Below are 20,835 nucleotides of genomic sequence, written 5' to 3' on the forward strand. Positions count from 1 at the left end.
TAAGGAGCTTATGTCTTTTTGTGTGTTTGGTTGCGACTCCGGCATATGCAGAAAGCCTTTTCGGGCAGGCCGCTATGCTTTCAATAGGAATTGTAGCATTGGTGATGGCGCTTGGTTTACTTTCTTTTGCGATCTTGATCAAAGACGTTGTTCAAAATTATCTCATCAGTAAAATCAACCCGGATAAACAGGATTATTCAAAATACCTGCACAACCTGAACAGCCGACAGATCTCATTGCTGCTTAACCGGATTGTAAAAAAGCAGCATTTAGGGGTCATTTTGCTTGCCATGATGTGTTTGGTAAATTCTCCTGCATTCGCACAATCGAGCCGCCCAAATACTAACTCGCTACTAAGTCAGGGCGGTATTTTAATTACCATTGTCCTGATATCAATCCCTTTGCTAGCAGGCGTTATCTTTTTATTTTCAAAATCACCAAAACATTAAACAGGTATAGAAACCAGCAGCGCGTAGCAGAGGCCGGGCGTGTGGCAGCATATTTAGGCGGAATTGAAATTATGGATCTTGCAGCAACACTGCAGCAAAGAAAAGATGCGCTGGATTTCACATTGAGCCATAATGAATTGTCGGGCGCATTGCCGGCCAACGACCATAAAGGCTTGATCAACAATGTAGAATATGAAGCCCCACTTCCCTTCGTAGCACGTAAAAGAAAGGCGCATGTTCGCCCGAAAGTGGAGCCGCCACTTTCCAGGTTGATTACCTGGTTTGTTATCACTGCGACTTTTTGGCTTGTTTTTGGCACAACCGTAGGGGAGTACATTGGTATAAAGTTTGTTTCGCCGGATGCAGATCAATTCAGCTGGCTGACCTTTGGGCGACTGCGCCCGGTTCATACCAATGCAGTTTTCTGGGGCTGGGCATCGTTAGCAATGCTGGGATTAGGTAACTATGTCGTGCCCAGGGTGAGTAATACGAACTTATTCAGCATACCATTGGGATGGTACTCATTGATCCTGATTAATATGGCAGTGCTATTGGGCACATTGTGTTTGATGGCCGGAATCAATAATGGGGGTGGGGAGTATCGGGAATACATATGGCCTGTGATGCTGCTGTTTAGCTTTGGACTTCTGCTGACCCTAATTAACTTCTTCAAAACAGTCGCCCGCCGCTCTACGAAAGAGATCTATATTTCAAACTGGTACATTGTCTCTTCGGTAATTTTCGCAATTGTGATCGTATTCGTTGCATATGTACCTCTTTGGCAAAATGGGTTGGGTGAAACAATTATTCAAGGCTATTACATGCATCAGGGTGTTGGAATGTGGTTCATGCTCTTTACACTTGGGATCGTTTATTACTTTCTGCCCCAGCAGCTGAACAAACCGATTTATTCGTATAGCCTGGGTATACTTGCTTTTTGGACCCAGATCCTTTTTTATAAACTCATTGGAACCCATCATTTTGTATTCAGTGCGATTCCCTGGTGGCTGCAAACGGTTGCCATTGTGGGCAGTGTGGGCATGATCATTCCGGTAGTGGCAGGTACGACCAATTTCATGCTGACATTCAAAGGCGCTTGGTACAAGATTACCGACAGTTATACGCTTCCATTTTTCTTAACGGGTATCCTTTTTTACTTTACCGGTTCCCTGCAGGGAACTGCCGAAGCGTTCCGGTCTACCAATCTGCTCTGGCATTTCACTGATTTTACTGTCGCCCATTCCCATCTGACGATGTATGGTATTATCTGCTTTTTGCTTTGGGCAGGGATTTATGCATTGATGCCGCGTATTACTGGGCAGGAGGCTCCGCAGATTACGGTTGGCGCGCACTTTTGGCTGGCATTGATCGGTCTTCTGTTTTACACAATACCATTGATGTATGGCAGTACAATGCGCGGATTGATGTGGATGGAAGCCAAGTCCTTTATTGACTCGGTAAGCTTTATGGCACCGTTTTGGCTCTGGCGCGCGATCGGAGGAAGTCTGATGTGGCTCTCACACCTGTTTTTTGCTTATAATCTTTATAGAATGATAGTGGTACCGGGCACGGTTGATATTAAAGAAACGGCATTTGAAAAGCTAGGATCTATTGATCACGTGTCCTGAAACCCAGTAGTATAAACCTCTTCCGATTGAATTCATGGATTTTTTTAATAATCATAACAAACTATTTGGCGCTGCTTTTCTGCTCTTCATTGGCTTAACTGCTTTCGTGGCTGTTTTACCTGCCATTAATAATGAGCAGAACAATGCGCCGCTGCCGGGTTCAGCGCCCCTCAGTGAAGAGGCAGTCAGGGGAAAAGCATTGTATGTTTCCAACGGATGCGTAGCCTGCCATACCCAGCAAGTGCGGAATGTAGATATGGATAAGGTTTGGGGCAACCGGCCCGGGCTGGCTGCAGACTATGCATCCAACCGCCGAACGGATTTCTGGCGTAATACCGCCACGCTGATGGGGACGGAGCGGACCCGGCCTGATCTGACCTCAATTGGCAGCCGGCAGCCCAGCTTGGAATGGAATCTGGTGCATTTATACAACCCTCGCATTGTGATCAAGCAGTCCATCATGCCAGCTTATCCCTGGTTGTTTGAAAGTAAAGCTGAGCCGGCAAAAGAGGACGTTGTTGTTCGTGTCCCCGATACGTTTCAGAAACAAGGGCTGACTTTGGTAGCCACTCAGGATGCGCTTGACCTGGTGGCTTATTTACAGTCATTGAAACAGACTGAGCTGCCTGGTTCAACGGTTTCTCCTGCTTTTTTGTATCAAAAACAGGAACAAAAATCAGAACCTACTGGCGAATTCACACCGTCCAAAACCGAAATTTCCGAAAGTGGCCAGATGCTTTACGCAACCCATTGTCAGGCATGTCACCAGGAAAACGGAGAAGGATTGAAAGGCGCTTTTCCACCTTTGAAAGGCAGTACGGTCGTACTCGATAAAGATCCATCATTAATCGTCAACATCATTATGAAAGGCTATGATGCACGAGAGGAATATGGAACGATGCCTGCTGTCGGAGCTAATGCGGATTTAAACCCGGAGCAGATAGCCGCCATTATTAATCACGAGCGCAGTAACTGGGGCAACAATGCGCCCAGGGTATCGGTGCAGGACGTGGAGCAGATTGTGCAGAAAATCAAAAAAATGCCTGTGCAATAGTTGATAATGCAAATTAAAATTATAGAACTCAGATTTGATATGAAAAATGCCTTTTTGTTAACCGTATTTATCTTTATGGGCTTATTTGCTGCGGCTTGCCCGGTATGTGACCAGCGTCAGCCGAAGTTATTACAAGGTATCGCGCATGGTTTGGGCCCTGAAAGCAACTGGGACTATCTGATCGTTTCGGTAGCCGCCGTAATTGTGATACTGACACTCTTCTACTCGGCAAAGATGTTGATCAAACCCGGTGAAAAGTCGGACGACCATATCAAAAGGCTTGTTATAAACATTTGATGTTATGGACGATAAAAGCACAGTTTTTCTTTTCCTGGATAAGGAACAAACGCCATTTGCTGAGTTTGTCTCCCCTGTGAATTTTGAGCTGGATACCCGTAAAATCGTGGACGGCAAACATGAACTGAAAATCATCAGTAAAGACCCAACCGGAAAGGAAGGTATCCGCATCATACCTTTCGAGGTGAAAAACGGGCCTGCCATTGCCGTCGAAGGTATCACTGAAAATGCAGTTGTGGATGGAGTAGTTCCATTAATGATCAATGCATATGGAAAAGGGGACCAAAAGCAGTTTCTGATTACCGGAAGTGAAACACCTCAGAGCATTCCGGCCTGGATCTGGATTTTGCTCGTCGGCTTTTTAGGATGGTCGATCTATTACCTTATACGATACATTGACTTGGTTAACATTTGATATGAAAACGAAACAAGATATACTCCACATCGACGATATCAAGCTACTGGTAGATTCCTTTTATGCAAAAGTTAGGGAAGATGCACTACTATCGCCTGTTTTTAATGAGCGGATCAGCGATGGCTGGCCTCAACACATGGAAAAAATGTATAAGTTCTGGCAGACAGTGCTTTTGAAGGAGCATACTTATTATGGAAGCCCGTTTACGCCGCATGCCATGTTACAGGTTGACCACACGCATTTTGAAAAATGGATGGATTTATTTGTTGGGACCATTGATGAACTATTCACTGGCGTGAATGCCAAAGAAGCAAAGTTCAGGGCCGAGAAAATGGCGGAAATGTTTGAACACAAAATCAAGTACTACCAAAGCAACCCATCCCTTTTGATTTTATAATCTCCGGGTCAAATCAACATCGTATTATTGAAATGCAGGTAAAGGAATGCTGATACCGCAGATCAATAAAAGACTATGATGGCTAGGAGCTCGATCTGCTTGAGCATATACGTCTTTTCTAAAAGCCATTTAACTGGAAAAAGAATTGCAAGCGGCTATTAATATAACCTAACCTTTTATTATACAAAGTGTATACCAATGTCAGACTTGAACTACTCGGTCGTTCTTTTTTATTTCTTGATCGGCGGGAGTTGCTGGATTTGATGTGAATTATGAATAATAAATTTGGAAGAGCAGGAATGTCTTAATGCATTAACCTGCATCTGTACTTAAAGGGGGTAAGCTATGTGATGTTGAATAATTCAGTTTGTGACCGAAAAATAGAGCGGACAACTGTCCGCTCTTAAATGTTTTTCTCTCGACAAGACTACTTCTGAAATCTTATTTTCCAACCATTTAAATAAACTCTAAACAGTAAATTGGGAGTTAAGGGAAATCCATTTATTAATAAAACGAATAGTCATTTAGTTTTAAAGAAGTTAATTCCAGTTGCGTTTTCTGCAAATTGCCAAAGCTTATTCGCAGCTTCTTTATCATTAGCTATTTCATTGATGATCGCTGGCCCCGGAAATCCGCGAAGTTCATTTTCTTCGTCAGGACCATAATAACCCCCTGCTTTTGCTAATGGTGATGTGGCTGCGAACAGTGGTGAAAGTGCTCCTTGCCAGGCTGGCATTAATTCTCCAAATTGCTTTAACGCTGCTTTGAAATCTTCTTCTGGCATATGCCTGGACAGACTGGTTTCTGTGACGCCAGGATGCGCAGCGAGGGACAGAATTCTGTCACCATTTTGAATAACTCGTCTTTGTAGTTCAAGAGTAAATTGCATGTCAGCAAGTTTGCTGATTGCGTATTCGCGAAAAGCGTCATATGACTTTTCAGAACGTAAATTATCAAAATCAATTTGCTGTGCCGATTTGTATGCACCGCTACTTAGGGTAACTACGCGCGCATCCGGTGCTTGTTTTAAAAGAGAATACAAGTGCGCTGTCAGAGCAAAGTGTCCTAAAAAATTTACGCCAAACTGCAACTCAAAACCGTCATTCGTTTTAGCAGCCGGTGGTGTCATAACGCCGGCGTTATTGATGAGAATATCCAGTTTTTTGTGCTTCTTTATAAAGTTATCAGCGAATTTTTGAATGTCTTTTAAGCTGGCAAGATTAAGTAAACCCTTTTCCAGGCTTCCTTTTCCTGAGGTGGCTTCCATATTGTTTAGTGCTTCAGAAGCATTTTCTAAACTTCTGGATGCGATAATAACATGTGCGCCAGCTTGGTATAATGCCAGTGCTGTTTGATATCCAATTCCGGTATTGGCACCGGTTACAATTGCGATTTTTCCGGTTTGGTCGGGGATGTTTTCTTTGGTCCACATAATTCATTTCTTTTTTACAAAATTCTGAAATTATAGACTTGGTGACGTACCCGGATGAAACCAAAAACTACAAAAATCAATCAATAGGGGAAATTTTGAATTGCTTGGGTGTCAATCCGGTATTTCGCTTGAAAAAAGAAGAAAAGTGATTAGGTTCTTCAAAACCCAGGCTCCACGCAATTTCATTTATTGACCAGCTCGTGGTTTTAAGTAAAGCTTTGGCTTCCTGGACAACACGTTTTCCAATTATCGCCGAAGTAGTGTCTCCAGTAATTTCTTTTAACGCTTTGTTGAGGTGATTGATATGGATATTCAATTGGCGGGCAAAGTCGTTTGGCGATTTGAGATTGATTGTTTGCGAGCTCAGTTCAATGGGAAACTGCCGTTCCAGTAATTCGCTAAACAATTGGGTTATCCGCTCATTAGCGTTAGAATGCAAAAGTGGGACGCCATTGACGGGCTGCATTTTTTGTGCTTCATGGATCAGCTCCAGTAATAAACAACGCAGCAAATCATATTTATAACGATAATCCCCAGCCAGTTCACTGCTCATTCTAAGAAAAGCATCGTGAAATTTTATTTTCTGTTCCTCAGTCAAGGAAATTACCGAGTTGCCTGAAAAATGAAAAACCGGATAATCTCCTATATTGGCAAATCTGCCTAAAAATTCGTTTGTAAAAATACAGATAAGACCTGTCTGCTTTTCACTCAGCGGTTCCCAATAATACGGTATCATCGGATTTGTAAAAACCAATGCATTTTGGAGCACCTCTATGCACTGATCTGCATAGTGAATCAGGCTGTGGCCGGTAACAATACTTACTTTAAAATAAGATCTGCGCGTAAAACTCACCGGTTTACTGCCGGATACCGATATGTCTTCTACTCTGATAATATTAAAATGCCCACTTTCAATTTTTGATATCTCAACTTTATTGAGGTAGTGATCATTAAAAGATTTCAGATCTATAAACGTGCTCATTTTGTTAACTTATAAAATTAGGCTACTAATCCATCGGTTCGTTATTAGATTATTTGTGCAGAGATTGAAGCCTGTTAATCACGCAAAGCATGCAGTTGTTTTCTGAAATCAGTAAAAGTGATTCCACAATTAACTTTGAAAAACTTACTGAAATGAGCCATATCGGCATAGCCAAGTTTGTAGGCAATTTCCTTCATATTGATTTGTGGATTTAAGGCTAACCTTTTTGCTTCAAGAATTATCCGTTGATGAATATGATAACTTGCCGTGAAACCTGTTACTCGTTTTATGACCTCATTAAGATAATTCGGAGAGACAGCAAGATCATTGGCATAATCGTTAACCATTTTCTTATTTATGAAGTTCTTATCAAGAAGAAGTATGAATTTTTTCAGTAATTCATTGTTTCCGGCACCGATCGGATAGCTGTCTGTGATCTCAATTTTTCTGGAAAGATGTATCATCAATATTCTCAAAAACCCTTGCAGAGCTTCGGTTCTGGATTTGAAACAATTAGAATACTCCTTTATCATATTTAAGACAATAAGCTCGATTTCTGCCTGTGCAAGATTATCCAGTTGGACAACTGGAAATATGGTTTCGCCTATATGTTTTGTCGAATGAAACAGATCAGAAGTTTCTAGTCCGGCAAGACAAAGGAAATCCTGTGAAAAACGAATACTATAACCTTCGAGCATCCCAGCTGGCTCAAACATATAATGTTGTCCGGGCGAAAGAAGTATTACATTACTTTCAAAAATCTGCTGAGTCCGCAAGTCAATCCTGAATTTTCCGGATCCCTTTTTTAGCCAGACAATTGCATAACAATCCTGTGTTAAAGTGTGCTGATTTTGATGTATTTTAGATAAGGGTGAACCTTCCAGTGTCTGTATCTCAAAAGCAAGATTAAAACTTTTTTTTAGTTGCGACGGATTAATGTATGCTCGTAATGCTGGATTAGGGTAGAGGTTTGAAGCCATCATTATTGATCGTTTAAAAGTTAGTTTAAATTCAGGTCATGGTATAAGGTATTTTACTGGCGGGAGTTTATTAAATTATGGTTTAATACAGCGAACGTTATATTGATTGATCAGGGATGAATTAATATATAATTAGACGTAGAGAATAGGTCCATATCTTTTACCTTTTTATTTCATAAATCATGCCATTTTCTATATAGCTGATAGTCATATATATAGAAAATTTTTTAGTTAATAAATCGACTACATATCGCTAATTGACTTTTTTGTTGACGGCATTTGGTGGAAATTTTCAAATCGGAGGAACTAAATGATTAAAATAATTTGGAAATTTTGTCCAATTTTGGAATGTCAATTGTCACTATGATATTGATTAAATTCCGATAGTAAAAGTTTAGGAATGCAGCGACAAAAAATAGTGAATCAGAAATAGCAGCTACAAGAACGAGCCTACCCCACAACAAGTAAAAAGCTTAAAATGAAGAATTCAAAATCTGAAATTGTAGTCGAAAGTCAACCTGGAAATAATTCTATCGATACCTTGCGTGATCAGATTGAATCGTATGAAAGGGAAAGAAAGATTCTTCTGGATTTAAGTAATGATATCACAAAGGTCAGGAAAAAAAATGACTTGATAGCTTTATTTTCCTCCCGCATAAAAGGTCTGTTTTATTTCACACATGCCATTGTTACGCTTATTGATGAAACGAATGAAACGTACACACCTTTTCTTTTAGATCACTCTGCATCTCCGATAAAAAATCATTCAGAATATTCAGAACTTATTCAGGCGCATTTTTCGTTGAATGAGCCTTTCATAAATCAGGTTTTAGGCTCAGATGGACCAGAATGTTTTCTATTGGATGAGATCATGGACAAACCCGGAAGTCCTAAATTTCTACGAGTGAACTACGAAGAAGGAATAAGGGAAATTTTGATGACACCGCTAAGGAGTAAAATGCAGACCATCGGTTTTTTGCATATGTATTCTGATAGGAAAGACAGTTTTGGTGCCGAATTTAAGACAATAATAAAAGGAATAGCTCCGCAGATTTCCAGTGCAGTTTCAAATATTATCAAAAACGAAGAGATCGCATACAAAGAAAATGTTAATGAGGTTTTGCTTTCTTTGAGCAATGAAATGGTGACAGTACGTGACCGGAAAGATCTTTTAAAGGTAATCAATTTTGGCCTTAAAAAACTGATTCCGTTTACACATAGCGTTATGACGGTACTGGATGATAGCGGTGAAACTTATAATGCTTTTTTAACAGATGACGATTCCCGGGCCAAGGAATTTTCGAAGTACACGGAGGCAATTTCCAATCCTTATCCGGTTAACGACGGTATTTATGACAAGGCTGCTCAGTCGGAAAAACCTGTTGTATTAAATATGAAGTCCTTCGATATCAGTAAAGTACCGCTTTGGTTTCGCCTAAATTATGTTGCAGGAGCCCGGGAAATGGTTATCAAAATCCTGCCAGACGAGGGAATTGCCAAGCATAGCATCATTCTATTTGCGAATAAGGAAAATACATTTGATAAAAAATCGATCAATATTATTGAAAGAATTTCCAGTCAGCTTTCAACGGCAGCAAGTAATATCTCAGCCAATGAAGAAATTCTTAGTAAGGAAGAGGAAAAATCATTTTTGCTTGATTTTAGTCAGGATATCGCTGGGGTGAGAACAAAGGATGATTTGGAAAAAGCCATTTCCAGCGTTTTGCAAAGTGTTTTAAATATCAGGTTATCCATGATCAGGATTATTGAAGATGATGGCTTGACGCTAAGTCCTTATATGTATGACAAGCATATGTTTTATGGCGAAGAACCAATTTTCAAAGAACTTGCGTCAAAAAATATTGGGATTGATGAGTATTTGACAGCTAAAGTTCTCAACAGTAAGCATCCTGTAATTTTTAATATTGAAGAAGAGGATAGAAAAGGGAACAGTGCAAAATATCTTTATTTCTGGAAAAAAGCTGGTTTGAAAAATGCTTATGGAGCAGCGCTTCGCGTAGGAAATCAAAACCTGGGAACCTTATGGTTATTAACGGATGAAGTGAATCTGACACTTTTAAAAGGAATTTGTGCCCAGATTTCTATCGCTATTTCCAATATCCGTGCTAATGAAAAAGTATTGACTTACAAGCAATTGCTGGAAGTTGAGAATGATCATTTGAAGGAGCAGATCCAGACGATCTACAACTTTTCGGAAATTGTTGGAAACGGTGAAGAAATGCAGAAAGTGTACCATTTAATATCGCTGGTCGCTGAATCAAAATCATCCGTTTTATTATTGGGTGAAACAGGAACCGGAAAAGAACTAATCGCCCGGGCAATCCATAATGCCTCGCCAAGAAAAAACAAGTTAATGATCAAAGTTAATTGCGCCGCTTTACCAGCTAACCTGATAGAAAGTGAATTATTTGGTCATGAAAAGGGAGCGTTTACAGGCGCAACAGACCGGCGGATCGGTAAATTTGAATTAGCAAATAATAGTACATTATTTCTAGATGAGATTGGCGAGATGCCTTTGGAAGCTCAGGTGAAGCTGCTACGCGTGATCCAGGAAAAAGAATTGGAAAGAGTAGGAGGGAAAACCACCATAAGTGTTGATGTACGGATTATCGCAGCCACAAATCGTGATCTGGAAGAAGAAATAAAAGCAGGAAGATTCCGGTCTGACCTTTTTTACCGGTTAAATGTTTTTCCAATTAATCTGCCGCCATTGCGTGATCGTGTAGAAGATATTGCTCCGCTCGCCAACTTTTTTGTTGGTCGTTACAGCAAAAATGCGGGTAGAAAAGTGAATTCGATTTCGCCAAAAGTTATCCAGGAATTGAAGAGTTATTTGTGGCCTGGAAATGTCAGGGAACTGGAACATCTTATTGAAAGAAGTGTTTTGTTAAGCAGCGAAACCGTGCTGCGTGAAGTTCATTTGCCAAAAGACAGATCAGAAACTAAAAATCAGGAAGTGGATCTTGCTAATCGAACACTGGAAGAAGTGGAGCGTTCGTACATTATTGAAATTATTAAAAGATGCAGTGGAAAATTGTCAGGACGTGGAGGCGCAGCCGAGTATCTGGATATTCCGGCAACAACGCTGCATTCTAAAATTAAGAAATTAGAGATTCATAAGTCGGAATATTTTTCGGCTTAATTTATTGAAATAAGTATCAAATAGCTCTTCAATCTTTAACTGTATTTAGTGAACAAAAAAGTTGTTTGACTGAATACAGTTAAATTAAAATGACATAATATTTTATAACAATTTGTCAATGAGTAAGATAGCCTAGTGGCATACAGATTGCAATAATATAGATACATCCGGCCTGGTTTTCACTGGTGATACAGAACGATTAATCTGGCAGATGTAATTCGAGTACATCTGTATTACTTATATCCTTAAACAAAATTATTATGAAAATTGTAGTCATTGGCGGAAGCGGCCTTATCGGTTCAAAAGTTGTAAGTAAACTGAGTGCACTTGGACATGAAGTAATCGCAGCATCACCAAATTCAGGAGTTAATACAATCACCGGCGAAGGCTTGGCGCAAGTATTAATTGGCACAGATGTCGTTGTAGATGTTGCCAATTCTCCTTCTTTTGAAGACAAAGCTGTTTTGGAATTCTTCGAAACTTCGGGACGTAATCTTTTGGCCGCGGAAGCCGTTGCAGGCGTAAAACATCACGTTGCACTTTCAGTTGTTGGAACTGATCGTTTGGCGGAAAGTGGATATTTCCGTGGGAAAATTGCTCAGGAAAAACTGATCAAAGCTTCACCGATTTCTTACACGATTGTTCATTCAACACAATTCTTTGAATTCTTGGGCGGCATTGCTCAGTCAGGAACACAAGGAGATACCGTTCATCTTTCACCCGCATTTGTACAACCCATTTCTTCTGAAGATGTTGCAGCAGCTGTGGCTGACGCTACTCTTGGTGCGCCAATAAACGGAACAGTTGAAATCGCGGGTCCTGAAAAAATCCGTCTTTCTGATCTTGTTCAGCGTTATCTGACAGAAATGAATGATCCTCGTAAAGTTGTTTCTGATGTTCATGCCCGTTATTTCGGTGCAGAACTGACGGACGAAATGCTGGTTCCTGGAGAAAATCCAATCATCGGAGCTATCGATTTTGAAACCTGGTTTACAAGTCAGAAAAAAGCGACAGTATAACGGTTACCGTTACTGATTTCATCAACAAAACTTTGCTTTTTGAGCCCCTCTAAACGAAGATGACGGGTGTCAGCTTGTCGAGGCTGCTGTATGAGGTGTGCACTTTCCACCCGTTCGTGCATGATTACAACCAACGTCGGCGCAGTATTTTGCTGCGAAATTCCGATCAGCAACGCGGCAGGAAGAAGGGCGATTTGGCACATTATTAAAAACATTTCAAGAAATATCGACATTTAAATATAACCGTATTAGCTATGGAAAATCCGAATAATTTTTCAAATAAAACCCAATTTACAACCCGGAAATTATACGGTGACTTTGCCACTCAGCAAGAGCTTGATGCGGAATATGATGTCGAAAAAGCAGTGCCTGGCTTTTTGAAATATATCAATAATTTCTCTGCAAACAGCGAAAAAGCGCGTGCGATTCTTCAAGGCAGAACTGTTGTACAATACGGTCCGACGCTGATGGAAAGATTAACTGTTTATCCGGCGAAAAATCCGGATGCGCCTGTCATGCTTTTTGTTCACGGCGGTTACTGGCGACTGGGTATTGGTGATGAATATGATTTCGTAGCTACGGGCCCATCGCTGGCAGGATTTACGGTTGTTATCATTACTTACGCCTTAACGCCATCCGTCAATATTCCTGAAATGGTACGTCAGGTGCGGTCATCCATTGCCTGGACTGCAAATAATATTTCAAATTTTAACGGTAATACGGATCGCATTTTAATCGCCGGACATTCAGCCGGAGCACATCTGGCAGCTATGACCATCAGCACAGATTGGGCTGATTATGGCTTGCCAGCTGATACGATTAAAGGTGTGTTGGCGATAAGCGGATTATACGATCTTGAACCTGTATCACAAACTTTTGTCGAGCCGGCTGTTCGTATTACAGCTGAACAAATTTTGTCATCCAGCCCTATCCGCTTGGTTCGCCAGAATAAAATCCCGTTGATTGTTGTATGGGGTGAATTGGAAACTGCGTCGTTCCAAAAACAATCTGTTGATTATTGTAAAGCATGGCAAAATGCTGGTAATCAGTCGCATTATTTAATAGTACCAAATGCAAATCACTTTAATATTTTGGAAGGATTTGAAACCGTAGACGGGTTCTTAACCAAAGAAATACTATCCCTTTTGGCATAATAAAAACTTCAAATCAACGCCTTAAACCTGAAATTATGAAAATGCAATGGCCTGAACTTTCCTATCAAAAAGGAAAATCGACATACGAAACGCTGCAATTATGGACGCAGATTGTTGGGAAAATAAAACTAGCAAGATTGCCGTGGGTTAATCATTCCTGGAATATTACCCTTCATATTACTCCTACTGGGTTAAGTACTCAAACGATTCCATATCAGGATCAGCATTTTCAAATTGATTTTGACTTTATCGTTCATCAGTTAAAAATCACATCAACTAAGAGAGAAGTAAAACAATTCGCGCTCAACAATTTGTCGGTTGCTGATTTTTACAAACAGATCTTTGAAAATTTGAGAGAGCTGGAAATCGATCTCGAAATCAATACAATGCCTTCCGAGATTTTTGGAAAAATAACGCCTTTTGAACTTGATACTGAACATGTCGGATATGATCCGGATCGGGCTTCGGCTTTTCATCAGGCGCTGTTGAATATTCAGGACGTATTCATGCTTTTCCGGACAAAGTTTACAGGAAAGGCCAGCCCGGTTCATTTCTTTTGGGGTGGTTTCGATCTGGCACTTGCATTTTTCTCCGGTCGCAAAGCGCCGAAGCATCCTGGGAAAGTACCGGGAATGCCAGACTGGGTTTTACAGGATGCGTACAGCAGCGAAGTAAGCGACGCCGGTTTCTGGACAGGCAGCGAAACACTTCCTGAGGCAGCATTTTATTGCTACCTATATCCTGAACCGGAAGGTTATAAAGAGGCAAATGTTTCTCCGCCCGAAGCGTATTATAACCATACTTTGGGAGAGTTTATTTTACCATACGTAGCTGTACAAAACGCTGCGGATCCACAGGCAAAACTTCTGGAATTTTTAGAAAGTACTTATGCAATTGGCTCAGGATTAGCAAAGTGGAACGAGGAGTTATTTGAGCAGGAAGTAAAGCTAAATTGAATTGACATCTGTTTTAATGTAAAACCGGCTTAACTGAATATCGCTGAAAACACAGCTATTTAGCTGAATAAAGTATAACTTTTCGAATGTGTTTTTGGTTAAAATATTGACAATCTGAATGTTAACATAATGGCATAAAGATTGCTCTTATATAGATATCCGGCCTGATACGAAATTCAAACCCAATAATGATTTTCGAATGATCAGTTCAGTAACCACTTATATTTAAAATGGAGGACACCATGAACGAGTTCGTATTAGTATTTCATAAGGATCACCGGGTTTCAGAAGTTCCTACATCAGAAGAGGAAATTCAGATGAATCTTAAAGTCTGGCATGACTGGTTTCGCAGTCTGGCAGCCCAGGACAAACTAGCGATTCCGATTCAATTCTGGGATCCGCTGGGTAAAGTTTTGAAGCCTGATAATGTTGTAACCGAAGGGCCGTATTCGGAAATAGGAAAATCTATCGACGGACTAATCGTTGTGAAAGCGGTGGACTACATCGAAGCCAAAGAAATCGCGAATGAGTGCCCTGTTTTGGAACTGGGTGGAACTGTTGAAATCCGGATGGTGAATTGAATGATTCAATAAAATCAATTATAGTTAAGGTCGAAAAAATGAAAGAATTCCTGTTGGTATTCCGCAGAGATTATAAAACTAAAAAGGCACAGCTCTCCGCCGGGCAGATGCAAACACACGAAAAGCGCTGGGACGACTGGCTGGAAAATCTGGCCGCTCAAAATTTATTAGCAAGACCTTTTCAACGCCTCGATGCTCAGGGAATAATACTTAATCCCAACAATATCGTAGCATCGGGCCCTTATTTTGAATTGAAAGAATCCATAGCCGGCCTAATTGTCGTTAATGCGGCCAGTTATGAAGAGGCATTAAAAATTGCCAGAGGCTGTCCGATCCTGGAAGTTGGTGGAAATGTGGAGATCCGTCTTGGCAATTAAGTAATAAATCAGAAGTAAATATTTACGCTAATTCACGAAACAATGTATACGATCAAAAAAGAATCCGGAAATGCAGTGGAAGTATTATCTGACCTTATCGGCATGATACAGAGTTTCAGTGATGCAGAAAATATTTTTCACAACGAGATCGGAAATAACGAAATTCAGAATTTGAACCATCAGGTTGAAGTTGAATCCCAAGGCGTGGGACAATCGATTCCACCAGAATTTTTCGAAAGATTTGGAATACGAAGTCTGACTTTAAATACATTCGAAGGACGGTTAAAACTTTCGGAAGGTATTTTTGGTAACGCAGAAAGAAACAGTGCAACGCAATATAAATGGCATGATTTTAAAACGGACGCCATTATTGAAGATCTGAAAGTATTGTTTAGAAATTGTCAGATTATCCCTTTTGCCAACTGGTCCAATGTATACCGCGCTTCTGACCTTTGGTACGGGTTGCTTTCAGATGTGATAAAACCGATCAATAAAAGTGATTTTGATTTTATTTTTTATCTGGGCGATCCTACCAAAAGATTGATTTTTGAAGTCGATGAAATCCTAGATATTATCAGTGAATTTTCACTTTACGGAAGGGTTACATTTGTTTTGGATGAAGGCGAGGCGATTAAATTATGGGCACTGCTTAATGGAAAAGATCCTGAAACGAGTTTTTTAAATATCGATCCCCTGGCTCTGAAAAACAAATATCTCTCCATTTTTAATACGATGAATGTAGAGCATCTCGTAATTTATTCAGACGATCACGCGATGCTTTTTTCAAAACAACACCATTTTGAGATTGCCCGACATGTGTCGAATAATGTTCAGGTAACGAATGATTTGAGAGATAGTTTTTGTGCCGGTTACGGACTGGGTTTACAAAGGCAACTAGAAATCTCACATTGTATCGCATTGGGCATGACGGTATCTGGCGCCTACGCAGAATCTGGAACCACACCCGACAAAGAGGCGCTGCTCTCTTACCTAAAAAAGTGGATTGCAGAAGTTGATTCAAGCAGTATTTGATAAAATGGAAGATTTTAACTGGCTAAATAAAGCGCATTTAATAGCCATCTGACTGAATATAGTTAAAATTAAACGTGTGAAATATAGTTAATTGTTTGATAGTGAAATAGATAACATGTTGGCACGAATCTTGAACTATATATAGAGAACTCGCCTGACTCAGCAGAAAAATTTAAACAACAGAGATATCCAAATGGAAACCGTTAATGCATTCAAAAAACGTATCGTAATCATTGGTGGCGGTTTCGCTGGCCTCAATTTGGTGAGACAATTATATAACAACAATTTCTATCACGTCACTTTGGTAGACAAAAATAATTACAACTATTTTACGCCGTTGCTTTACCAGGTTGCCACGAGTTTTCTGGAACCTTCCAGTATCAGTTATCCATTTCGGAAACTTTTCAAAGGGAGAGATATTGCGTTCAGAATGGCGACGGTTTTGCATGTTGATACGGAAGATAATATTTTACATTTAACTGATGGCAGCGAACTGGAATATGATTATCTGATTTTTGCAGCGGGTTCCAAAACAAATTTTTTCGGTAACGAAAGTATTCAGCGAAATGCATTTTCTTTGAAAGGAATTGACGATGCTTTGTTTATTAGAAATGAATTGATCAAAACCCTGGAAAAAGCTTCTCTGGAAAAAGATCCGGTAGAAAAGCAAAAATTGCTGACCATCGTAATCGCAGGCGGCGGACCGACAGGCGTGGAAGTTGCCGGTATGCTTGCGGAGATGAAACGATACATTCTGGGCATGGATTATCCTGAACTGAAAATGGATGAAGCCCAGATTTATGTGATTGATGGCGCACCTTATCTTTTGGCGCCAATGAGTGATAAAACGCACAACGCGGCTTATGAGGCACTTACCAGCATGGATGTGCATATCAAATTAAAAACGCAGGTTACGCTTTTTGAAAATGACAAAGTGCATTTATCAAACGGCGAAATCATTGAAGCGAAAACTTTATTATGGGCAGCTGGTGTCATTGCACATACATTTGAAGGAATTAATGAAACCAGTCTTGGAAGAGGGAAAAGAATGATTACGGATGCTTATAATCTCGTGCAAGGTTATCATAATGTGTATGCAATCGGCGATATTAGCATACAATTTACTGATGATGTTTATCCGGCCGGACACCCACAACTTGCGCAGCCTGCTATCCAACAGGGAAAAAGGCTAGCCAAAAATTTGTTGGCCATGGCGCAGGGAAAACCTTTGAAACCATTTAAATATTTTGACCGCGGTGATATGGCGATCATTGGCAGGAGATATGCCTATGCAGATCTTTTCAAACATAAGTTTCATTTAGGCGGTTTGCCTGGTCTTTTGGGATGGCTGTTTATCCATCTTATTTCGCTCGTCAATTATGACAATATGTTGAGGACACTTTACAGCTGGGCAATTTCTTATCTGACTTGCGACCAATCTTTAAGAATGATTTTTCGATCTGAAAACAGAGAAAACCGGGAAGCTATAATTTCTGAACCAGTGGAAGAACATAAGTTCACGGCCTGATTTTTGGTACGTATATAAATTTACGTTATCGTTTTAATTGAGATAAATGTCTGTTTTAATAGACTTTTTCAACCTAAATCATTTTCAAAATGAAAACTTTTCAACTTACTATTATAACGGAAAAAGACGCGAATAAAGTGCTGAATGTGCTTAACGGCCTTGTCGTTGCGGGAATGATAAACATCACAGAAAACGTCGAAAATGCGGTCTCACCTAATTTTGATCAGGTGGAAGAACTGATTGATGAATCTGAACTTTCTCCATATTATTCAGAAGAACAGATCAAAGATATTCTTCATTTGTAGCTTACCCGCGTCGGAGTTGTCTGTTTTTACATTTCAAAGGCCGAATACTGGCCTTATCAGTACCGTATTTTCAAAATTTTCATCGAATCAATTTCATTCAACTTTTAACTTCAAGAATATGAGCGATTTCCTATTATTAAGCAATTGGGATCCGACCGAAGAAGCCGGTCATGAATCCGGTCATTTGGCAAATGGCGCAAAACCTTTTCATGAACAAAATACGATGGAAGGAAGTGAATTTATGGACGAATCGCTGCGGATGACCGAGCAGCCACTTGATCCAAATGAAGCTGAACTTCTTTGATTTTATAATTACCTGAATACCAAGTTTTCATAAATACTTACAATCAATTTCTTACAGTTAAACAACAATCAAAATGAGCGAATTCTTATTAGCAATCCACCGTGACATTACGCATGCAGACGCAAATCCATCACCAGAACAAATGAAATCAGCGATTAAACCATATCAGGACTGGATTGCCGGCATTGCTGCACAGGACAAATTGATCGGTACACCAAAACGTTGGGATGTGGACGGGCGTGTAATCAAAAGTGACGGCACTGTTACAAATGGTCCTTATGCCGAAGTAAAAGAGTCGATTGGCGGCTTGTTTTTGATCAAGGCAAATGATTATGACGAAGCAGTAGAAATTGCAAAAGGCTGTCCGATTATTCAATATGGCGCTGTTGTTGAGGTTCGTCTGGCAATTCCGCCGGTTCAATAATAATGTATCAAGTCAGGTAATAATGTTTTGATTTTTGGCAGGGCATTATTACCTGATTTTTACACAATCACACACATCCTCATTCGATTATTAAATTCAATAAATCATATTTACCCGGTCCTCAAAGCGCAGACCCATAGAATTAAATTTAATCAACAACATGGACTTAATTATTTCAGGGACTAATCGCCCGGATAGCAATTCATTAAAAGTAGCGAAGTATTACCAAAAAGAACTTGAAAGTAAAGGTGTATCGCTGGATCTTTTGTCATTTATGGAATTGCCGTCAGATCTGCTTGTTTCCGATATGTACGGACAAAGAAGTGAGGCTTTTCAACTAATTCAAGACAGAGTTTTGGCGGCTGAAAAATTCATTTTTATTATTCCTGAATACAACGGAGGAATGCCCGGCGTGCTGAAAAGTTTTATCGATGCCTGTAAGTTTCCAGAATCATTTTTGGATAAAAAAGCCGCTTTGGTAGGAATTGGAGCCGGTCGTCATGGAAATTTGAGAGGACTTGAACATTTTACCGGGATTGCCAATCATTTCAATTTACATGTAATGCCGATGAAAATTTATCTTCCATCAATTCATACAGAACTGGATCAGGAGGGTAATTTTTCATCTGATGAAACAAAGGCGTTTGTGGATACCCAGATCGATAAGTTCATTAAGTATTAGTACTTCCGAAGCTATTTTATGAAAAGAATAATTGGCGGAAAACTGTATTTTACTTTTCTGATTACATTACTTTTTCTGGGAAATTTAATAAATGTTCAGGCGCAGGATCCGGTGCTTCCGGCAACAAATCTGGGTCTGACAAATATGCTGGACGGAGCCGCGCCACCGCCAGGATTTTATTACCAGAATTACACGCAGGTTTACAAAGCGAATGGGTTTTACGATTCCAACGGAAAAAAGACATCGGGCGATTTGAATGTCAATTATCTTCTGTCACTGCATCAGTTTATTTACCTTTCCAAGATTCCGGTTTTGCATGGAAATCTTGAATTTACAGTGATACTGCCACTGGTAAAATTATCTGCTACCGGGACAATGGCAAAATTACCAGGTGTTAATCCGGTTGTTTTAGGTGATGTGACGGTAGGTGGAGGAATCCAGTGGTCAGATAAAAAACTTTTTAATAAAGGGTTTTGGAGCAGGGCTGAAATTGATCTTACCATACCCAGCGGCTCGGGCAAGAAGGAATTCAACATTAATCCTTCTGCGCAGTTGTATACGCTTTCTGCTTACTATGCTTTTACCTTTTTTTTGAATAAAAAATTCAGCGTGAGTAGCCGGAATATCATCAATTATAACTTTAACAAAAGCAGAGCTAATGACCGGCCAGGTGCCTTTTATAATGTTAATTATTCAGCTGAATATACGCTTGTTAAAACGCTTCGGGCAGAAGTAGCTGGTTATTATCTGAAACAATTCAGACAGGATTCTTTCAATGGGAATTCTCATTATTACCAGGAAAAGATGGGCGTTGCTGATACGCGTGAGCAGATTTTTGCAGTAGGTCCGGGGCTCAGTTACCAAACTTCATCCGGCGTTTTTTTGGAGGCAAAAGTATTCTTTGAAACTGCCGCCAAAAATCGATTTGAGGGCGTCAAACCATCTTTTCGAATTGGAATACCGCTCAAATAATAGTGATTTTTTAAAGCTCTTAAATCTCGAAAAAAATGGCAGATTATAAAGTGAAAGTGCTGGACGTAAAACCGGTAACACATAATGTACATGCATTTACGATTGAAAAACCAGCAGGTTTTACCTACATTCCGGGTCAGGCGACTGATCTTTCGATACTAAAAGAAAACTGGGCAAGTGAGAAGCGTCCGTTTACTTTCACTTCTTTACAGGAAAGTGATTTTCTTCAATTTACGATCAAATCGTACGCCGACCGCAACGGCGTAACCAACCAGCTTTTATCTGTAGAACCCGGTGATTATTTCGAAATCAGCGATGCCTGGGGTGCTATTGAATACAAAGGAGAAGGCGTTTTTCTGGCTGGCGGAGCTGGTGTTACACCATTTATTGCCATCTTTCGCAGTTTATATTCTCAAAATAAGATTGGCAATAATAAACTCTTCTTTTCAAATAAAACCCCTTCTGATATTATTTTGAAAGAGGAATTCGAGATGATGCTGGGCGATAATTTCCATAAAGTTATTTCTGGCGAAGAGGTTCCGGGGTGCTATTATGGGAGAATTAACAAAGCATTTCTTCAAGAACATATCAACGATTTTACCCAGCATTTTTACGTCTGCGGACCGGACCCGTTTATTGCATCAATCCTGGAAGCTTTGCAGGAGTTGGGAGCACATGCGGAGACGTTGGTCTTTGAAAAATAA

Annotated in this window: 23 protein-coding genes; 20 read left to right on the top strand and 3 right to left on the bottom strand. The window is 40.1% G+C overall.

The window, feature by feature from the left end:
- The first annotated feature begins 26 nt into the window (after positions 1-26).
- The 6 genes from IEE83_RS32840 to IEE83_RS05445 are packed head-to-tail and all read left to right on the top strand — an operon-like array spanning position 27 to position 4,240.
- The gene (locus IEE83_RS32840) at positions 27-449 is read left to right on the top strand and encodes a hypothetical protein (protein ID WP_228101685.1); all 423 of its coding nucleotides are present in this window, start codon (positions 27-29) and stop codon (positions 447-449) included.
- Between the two features lie 41 nt (positions 450-490).
- On the top strand, positions 491-2,077 hold the full coding sequence (locus IEE83_RS05425; RefSeq protein WP_310588476.1) for a cbb3-type cytochrome c oxidase subunit I: 1,587 nt from the start codon (positions 491-493) through the stop codon (positions 2,075-2,077).
- 34 nt (positions 2,078-2,111) lie between these two features.
- A complete protein-coding gene (locus IEE83_RS05430) occupies positions 2,112-3,131 on the top strand; it encodes a cbb3-type cytochrome c oxidase subunit II (RefSeq protein ID WP_194119591.1) in 1,020 nt (339 codons plus the stop codon).
- A gap of 39 nt (positions 3,132-3,170) precedes the next feature.
- Positions 3,171-3,428 carry a hypothetical protein gene (locus IEE83_RS05435; protein ID WP_194119592.1) on the top strand — a complete coding sequence of 86 codons (258 nt, stop codon included), beginning with the start codon at positions 3,171-3,173 and terminating at the stop codon, positions 3,426-3,428.
- A gap of 4 nt (positions 3,429-3,432) precedes the next feature.
- Complete coding sequence (locus tag IEE83_RS05440) at positions 3,433-3,843, top strand: cytochrome C (protein ID WP_194119593.1); 411 nt, start codon at positions 3,433-3,435, stop codon at positions 3,841-3,843.
- A 1-nt stretch (position 3,844) separates the two neighbouring features.
- Positions 3,845-4,240: a group III truncated hemoglobin gene (locus IEE83_RS05445; RefSeq protein WP_194119594.1), complete on the top strand. Its 396-nt coding sequence runs from the start codon at positions 3,845-3,847 to the stop codon at positions 4,238-4,240.
- A 520-nt stretch (positions 4,241-4,760) separates the two neighbouring features.
- On the opposite strand, the gene IEE83_RS05450 is transcribed toward IEE83_RS05445, so the two are convergent.
- The 3 genes from IEE83_RS05450 to IEE83_RS05460 all read right to left on the bottom strand — a co-directional run bounded on the left by IEE83_RS05450 (position 4,761) and on the right by IEE83_RS05460 (position 7,637).
- A complete protein-coding gene (locus tag IEE83_RS05450) occupies positions 4,761-5,672 on the bottom strand; it encodes an oxidoreductase (RefSeq protein ID WP_194119595.1) in 912 nt (303 codons plus the stop codon).
- A 76-nt stretch (positions 5,673-5,748) separates the two neighbouring features.
- A complete protein-coding gene (locus tag IEE83_RS05455) occupies positions 5,749-6,654 on the bottom strand; it encodes a helix-turn-helix domain-containing protein (RefSeq protein WP_194119596.1) in 906 nt (301 codons plus the stop codon).
- A gap of 74 nt (positions 6,655-6,728) precedes the next feature.
- A complete protein-coding gene (locus IEE83_RS05460; protein WP_194119597.1) occupies positions 6,729-7,637 on the bottom strand; it encodes an AraC family transcriptional regulator in 909 nt (302 codons plus the stop codon).
- Positions 7,638-8,112: 475 nt separating this feature from the next.
- Here IEE83_RS05460 and IEE83_RS05465 point away from each other — a divergent pair, with 475 nt between their 5' ends.
- The 14 genes from IEE83_RS05465 (at position 8,113) to IEE83_RS05530 (ending at position 20,835) form a co-directional block, all read left to right on the top strand.
- Positions 8,113-10,797, top strand: a complete 2,685-nt coding sequence (locus IEE83_RS05465; protein ID WP_194119598.1) for a sigma 54-interacting transcriptional regulator — start codon at positions 8,113-8,115, stop codon at positions 10,795-10,797.
- Between the two features lie 260 nt (positions 10,798-11,057).
- A complete protein-coding gene (locus IEE83_RS05470; protein ID WP_194119599.1) occupies positions 11,058-11,816 on the top strand; it encodes an SDR family oxidoreductase in 759 nt (252 codons plus the stop codon).
- Between the two features lie 254 nt (positions 11,817-12,070).
- Entirely contained in the window at positions 12,071-12,970 is a 900-nt protein-coding gene (locus tag IEE83_RS05475) for an alpha/beta hydrolase (RefSeq protein WP_194119600.1), read from the top strand.
- A 35-nt stretch (positions 12,971-13,005) separates the two neighbouring features.
- The gene (locus IEE83_RS05480) at positions 13,006-13,926 is read left to right on the top strand and encodes a DUF5996 family protein (RefSeq protein ID WP_194119601.1); all 921 of its coding nucleotides are present in this window, start codon (positions 13,006-13,008) and stop codon (positions 13,924-13,926) included.
- Between the two features lie 242 nt (positions 13,927-14,168).
- Positions 14,169-14,507: a YciI family protein gene (locus IEE83_RS05485; RefSeq protein ID WP_194119602.1), complete on the top strand. Its 339-nt coding sequence runs from the start codon at positions 14,169-14,171 to the stop codon at positions 14,505-14,507.
- A gap of 38 nt (positions 14,508-14,545) precedes the next feature.
- Positions 14,546-14,884 (top strand): YciI family protein, encoded by a 339-nt coding sequence (locus IEE83_RS05490; protein WP_194119603.1) that lies wholly within the window; start codon positions 14,546-14,548, stop codon positions 14,882-14,884.
- A 42-nt stretch (positions 14,885-14,926) separates the two neighbouring features.
- Complete coding sequence (locus IEE83_RS05495) at positions 14,927-15,916, top strand: hypothetical protein (protein ID WP_194119604.1); 990 nt, start codon at positions 14,927-14,929, stop codon at positions 15,914-15,916.
- 193 nt (positions 15,917-16,109) lie between these two features.
- A complete protein-coding gene (locus IEE83_RS05500) occupies positions 16,110-17,444 on the top strand; it encodes an NAD(P)/FAD-dependent oxidoreductase (RefSeq protein WP_194119605.1) in 1,335 nt (444 codons plus the stop codon).
- Between the two features lie 89 nt (positions 17,445-17,533).
- Positions 17,534-17,749 carry a hypothetical protein gene (locus tag IEE83_RS05505; RefSeq protein ID WP_194119606.1) on the top strand — a complete coding sequence of 72 codons (216 nt, stop codon included), beginning with the start codon at positions 17,534-17,536 and terminating at the stop codon, positions 17,747-17,749.
- Between the two features lie 118 nt (positions 17,750-17,867).
- Positions 17,868-18,053 (top strand): hypothetical protein, encoded by a 186-nt coding sequence (locus IEE83_RS05510; RefSeq protein ID WP_194119607.1) that lies wholly within the window; start codon positions 17,868-17,870, stop codon positions 18,051-18,053.
- 73 nt (positions 18,054-18,126) lie between these two features.
- Positions 18,127-18,477, top strand: coding sequence for a YciI family protein (locus tag IEE83_RS05515; protein WP_194119608.1), 351 nt, complete (start codon positions 18,127-18,129; stop codon positions 18,475-18,477).
- Positions 18,478-18,637: 160 nt separating this feature from the next.
- Positions 18,638-19,159: an NADPH-dependent FMN reductase gene (locus IEE83_RS05520; RefSeq protein ID WP_194119609.1), complete on the top strand. Its 522-nt coding sequence runs from the start codon at positions 18,638-18,640 to the stop codon at positions 19,157-19,159.
- A gap of 18 nt (positions 19,160-19,177) precedes the next feature.
- Positions 19,178-20,131, top strand: coding sequence for a SphA family protein (locus IEE83_RS05525; protein ID WP_194119610.1), 954 nt, complete (start codon positions 19,178-19,180; stop codon positions 20,129-20,131).
- A 35-nt stretch (positions 20,132-20,166) separates the two neighbouring features.
- Positions 20,167-20,835, top strand: a complete 669-nt coding sequence (locus tag IEE83_RS05530) for a ferredoxin reductase domain-containing protein (protein ID WP_194119611.1) — start codon at positions 20,167-20,169, stop codon at positions 20,833-20,835.

It is taken from the genome of Dyadobacter subterraneus (genome assembly GCF_015221875.1).
In the GTDB taxonomy this organism is placed as follows: Bacteria; Bacteroidota; Bacteroidia; order Cytophagales; family Spirosomataceae; genus Dyadobacter; species Dyadobacter subterraneus.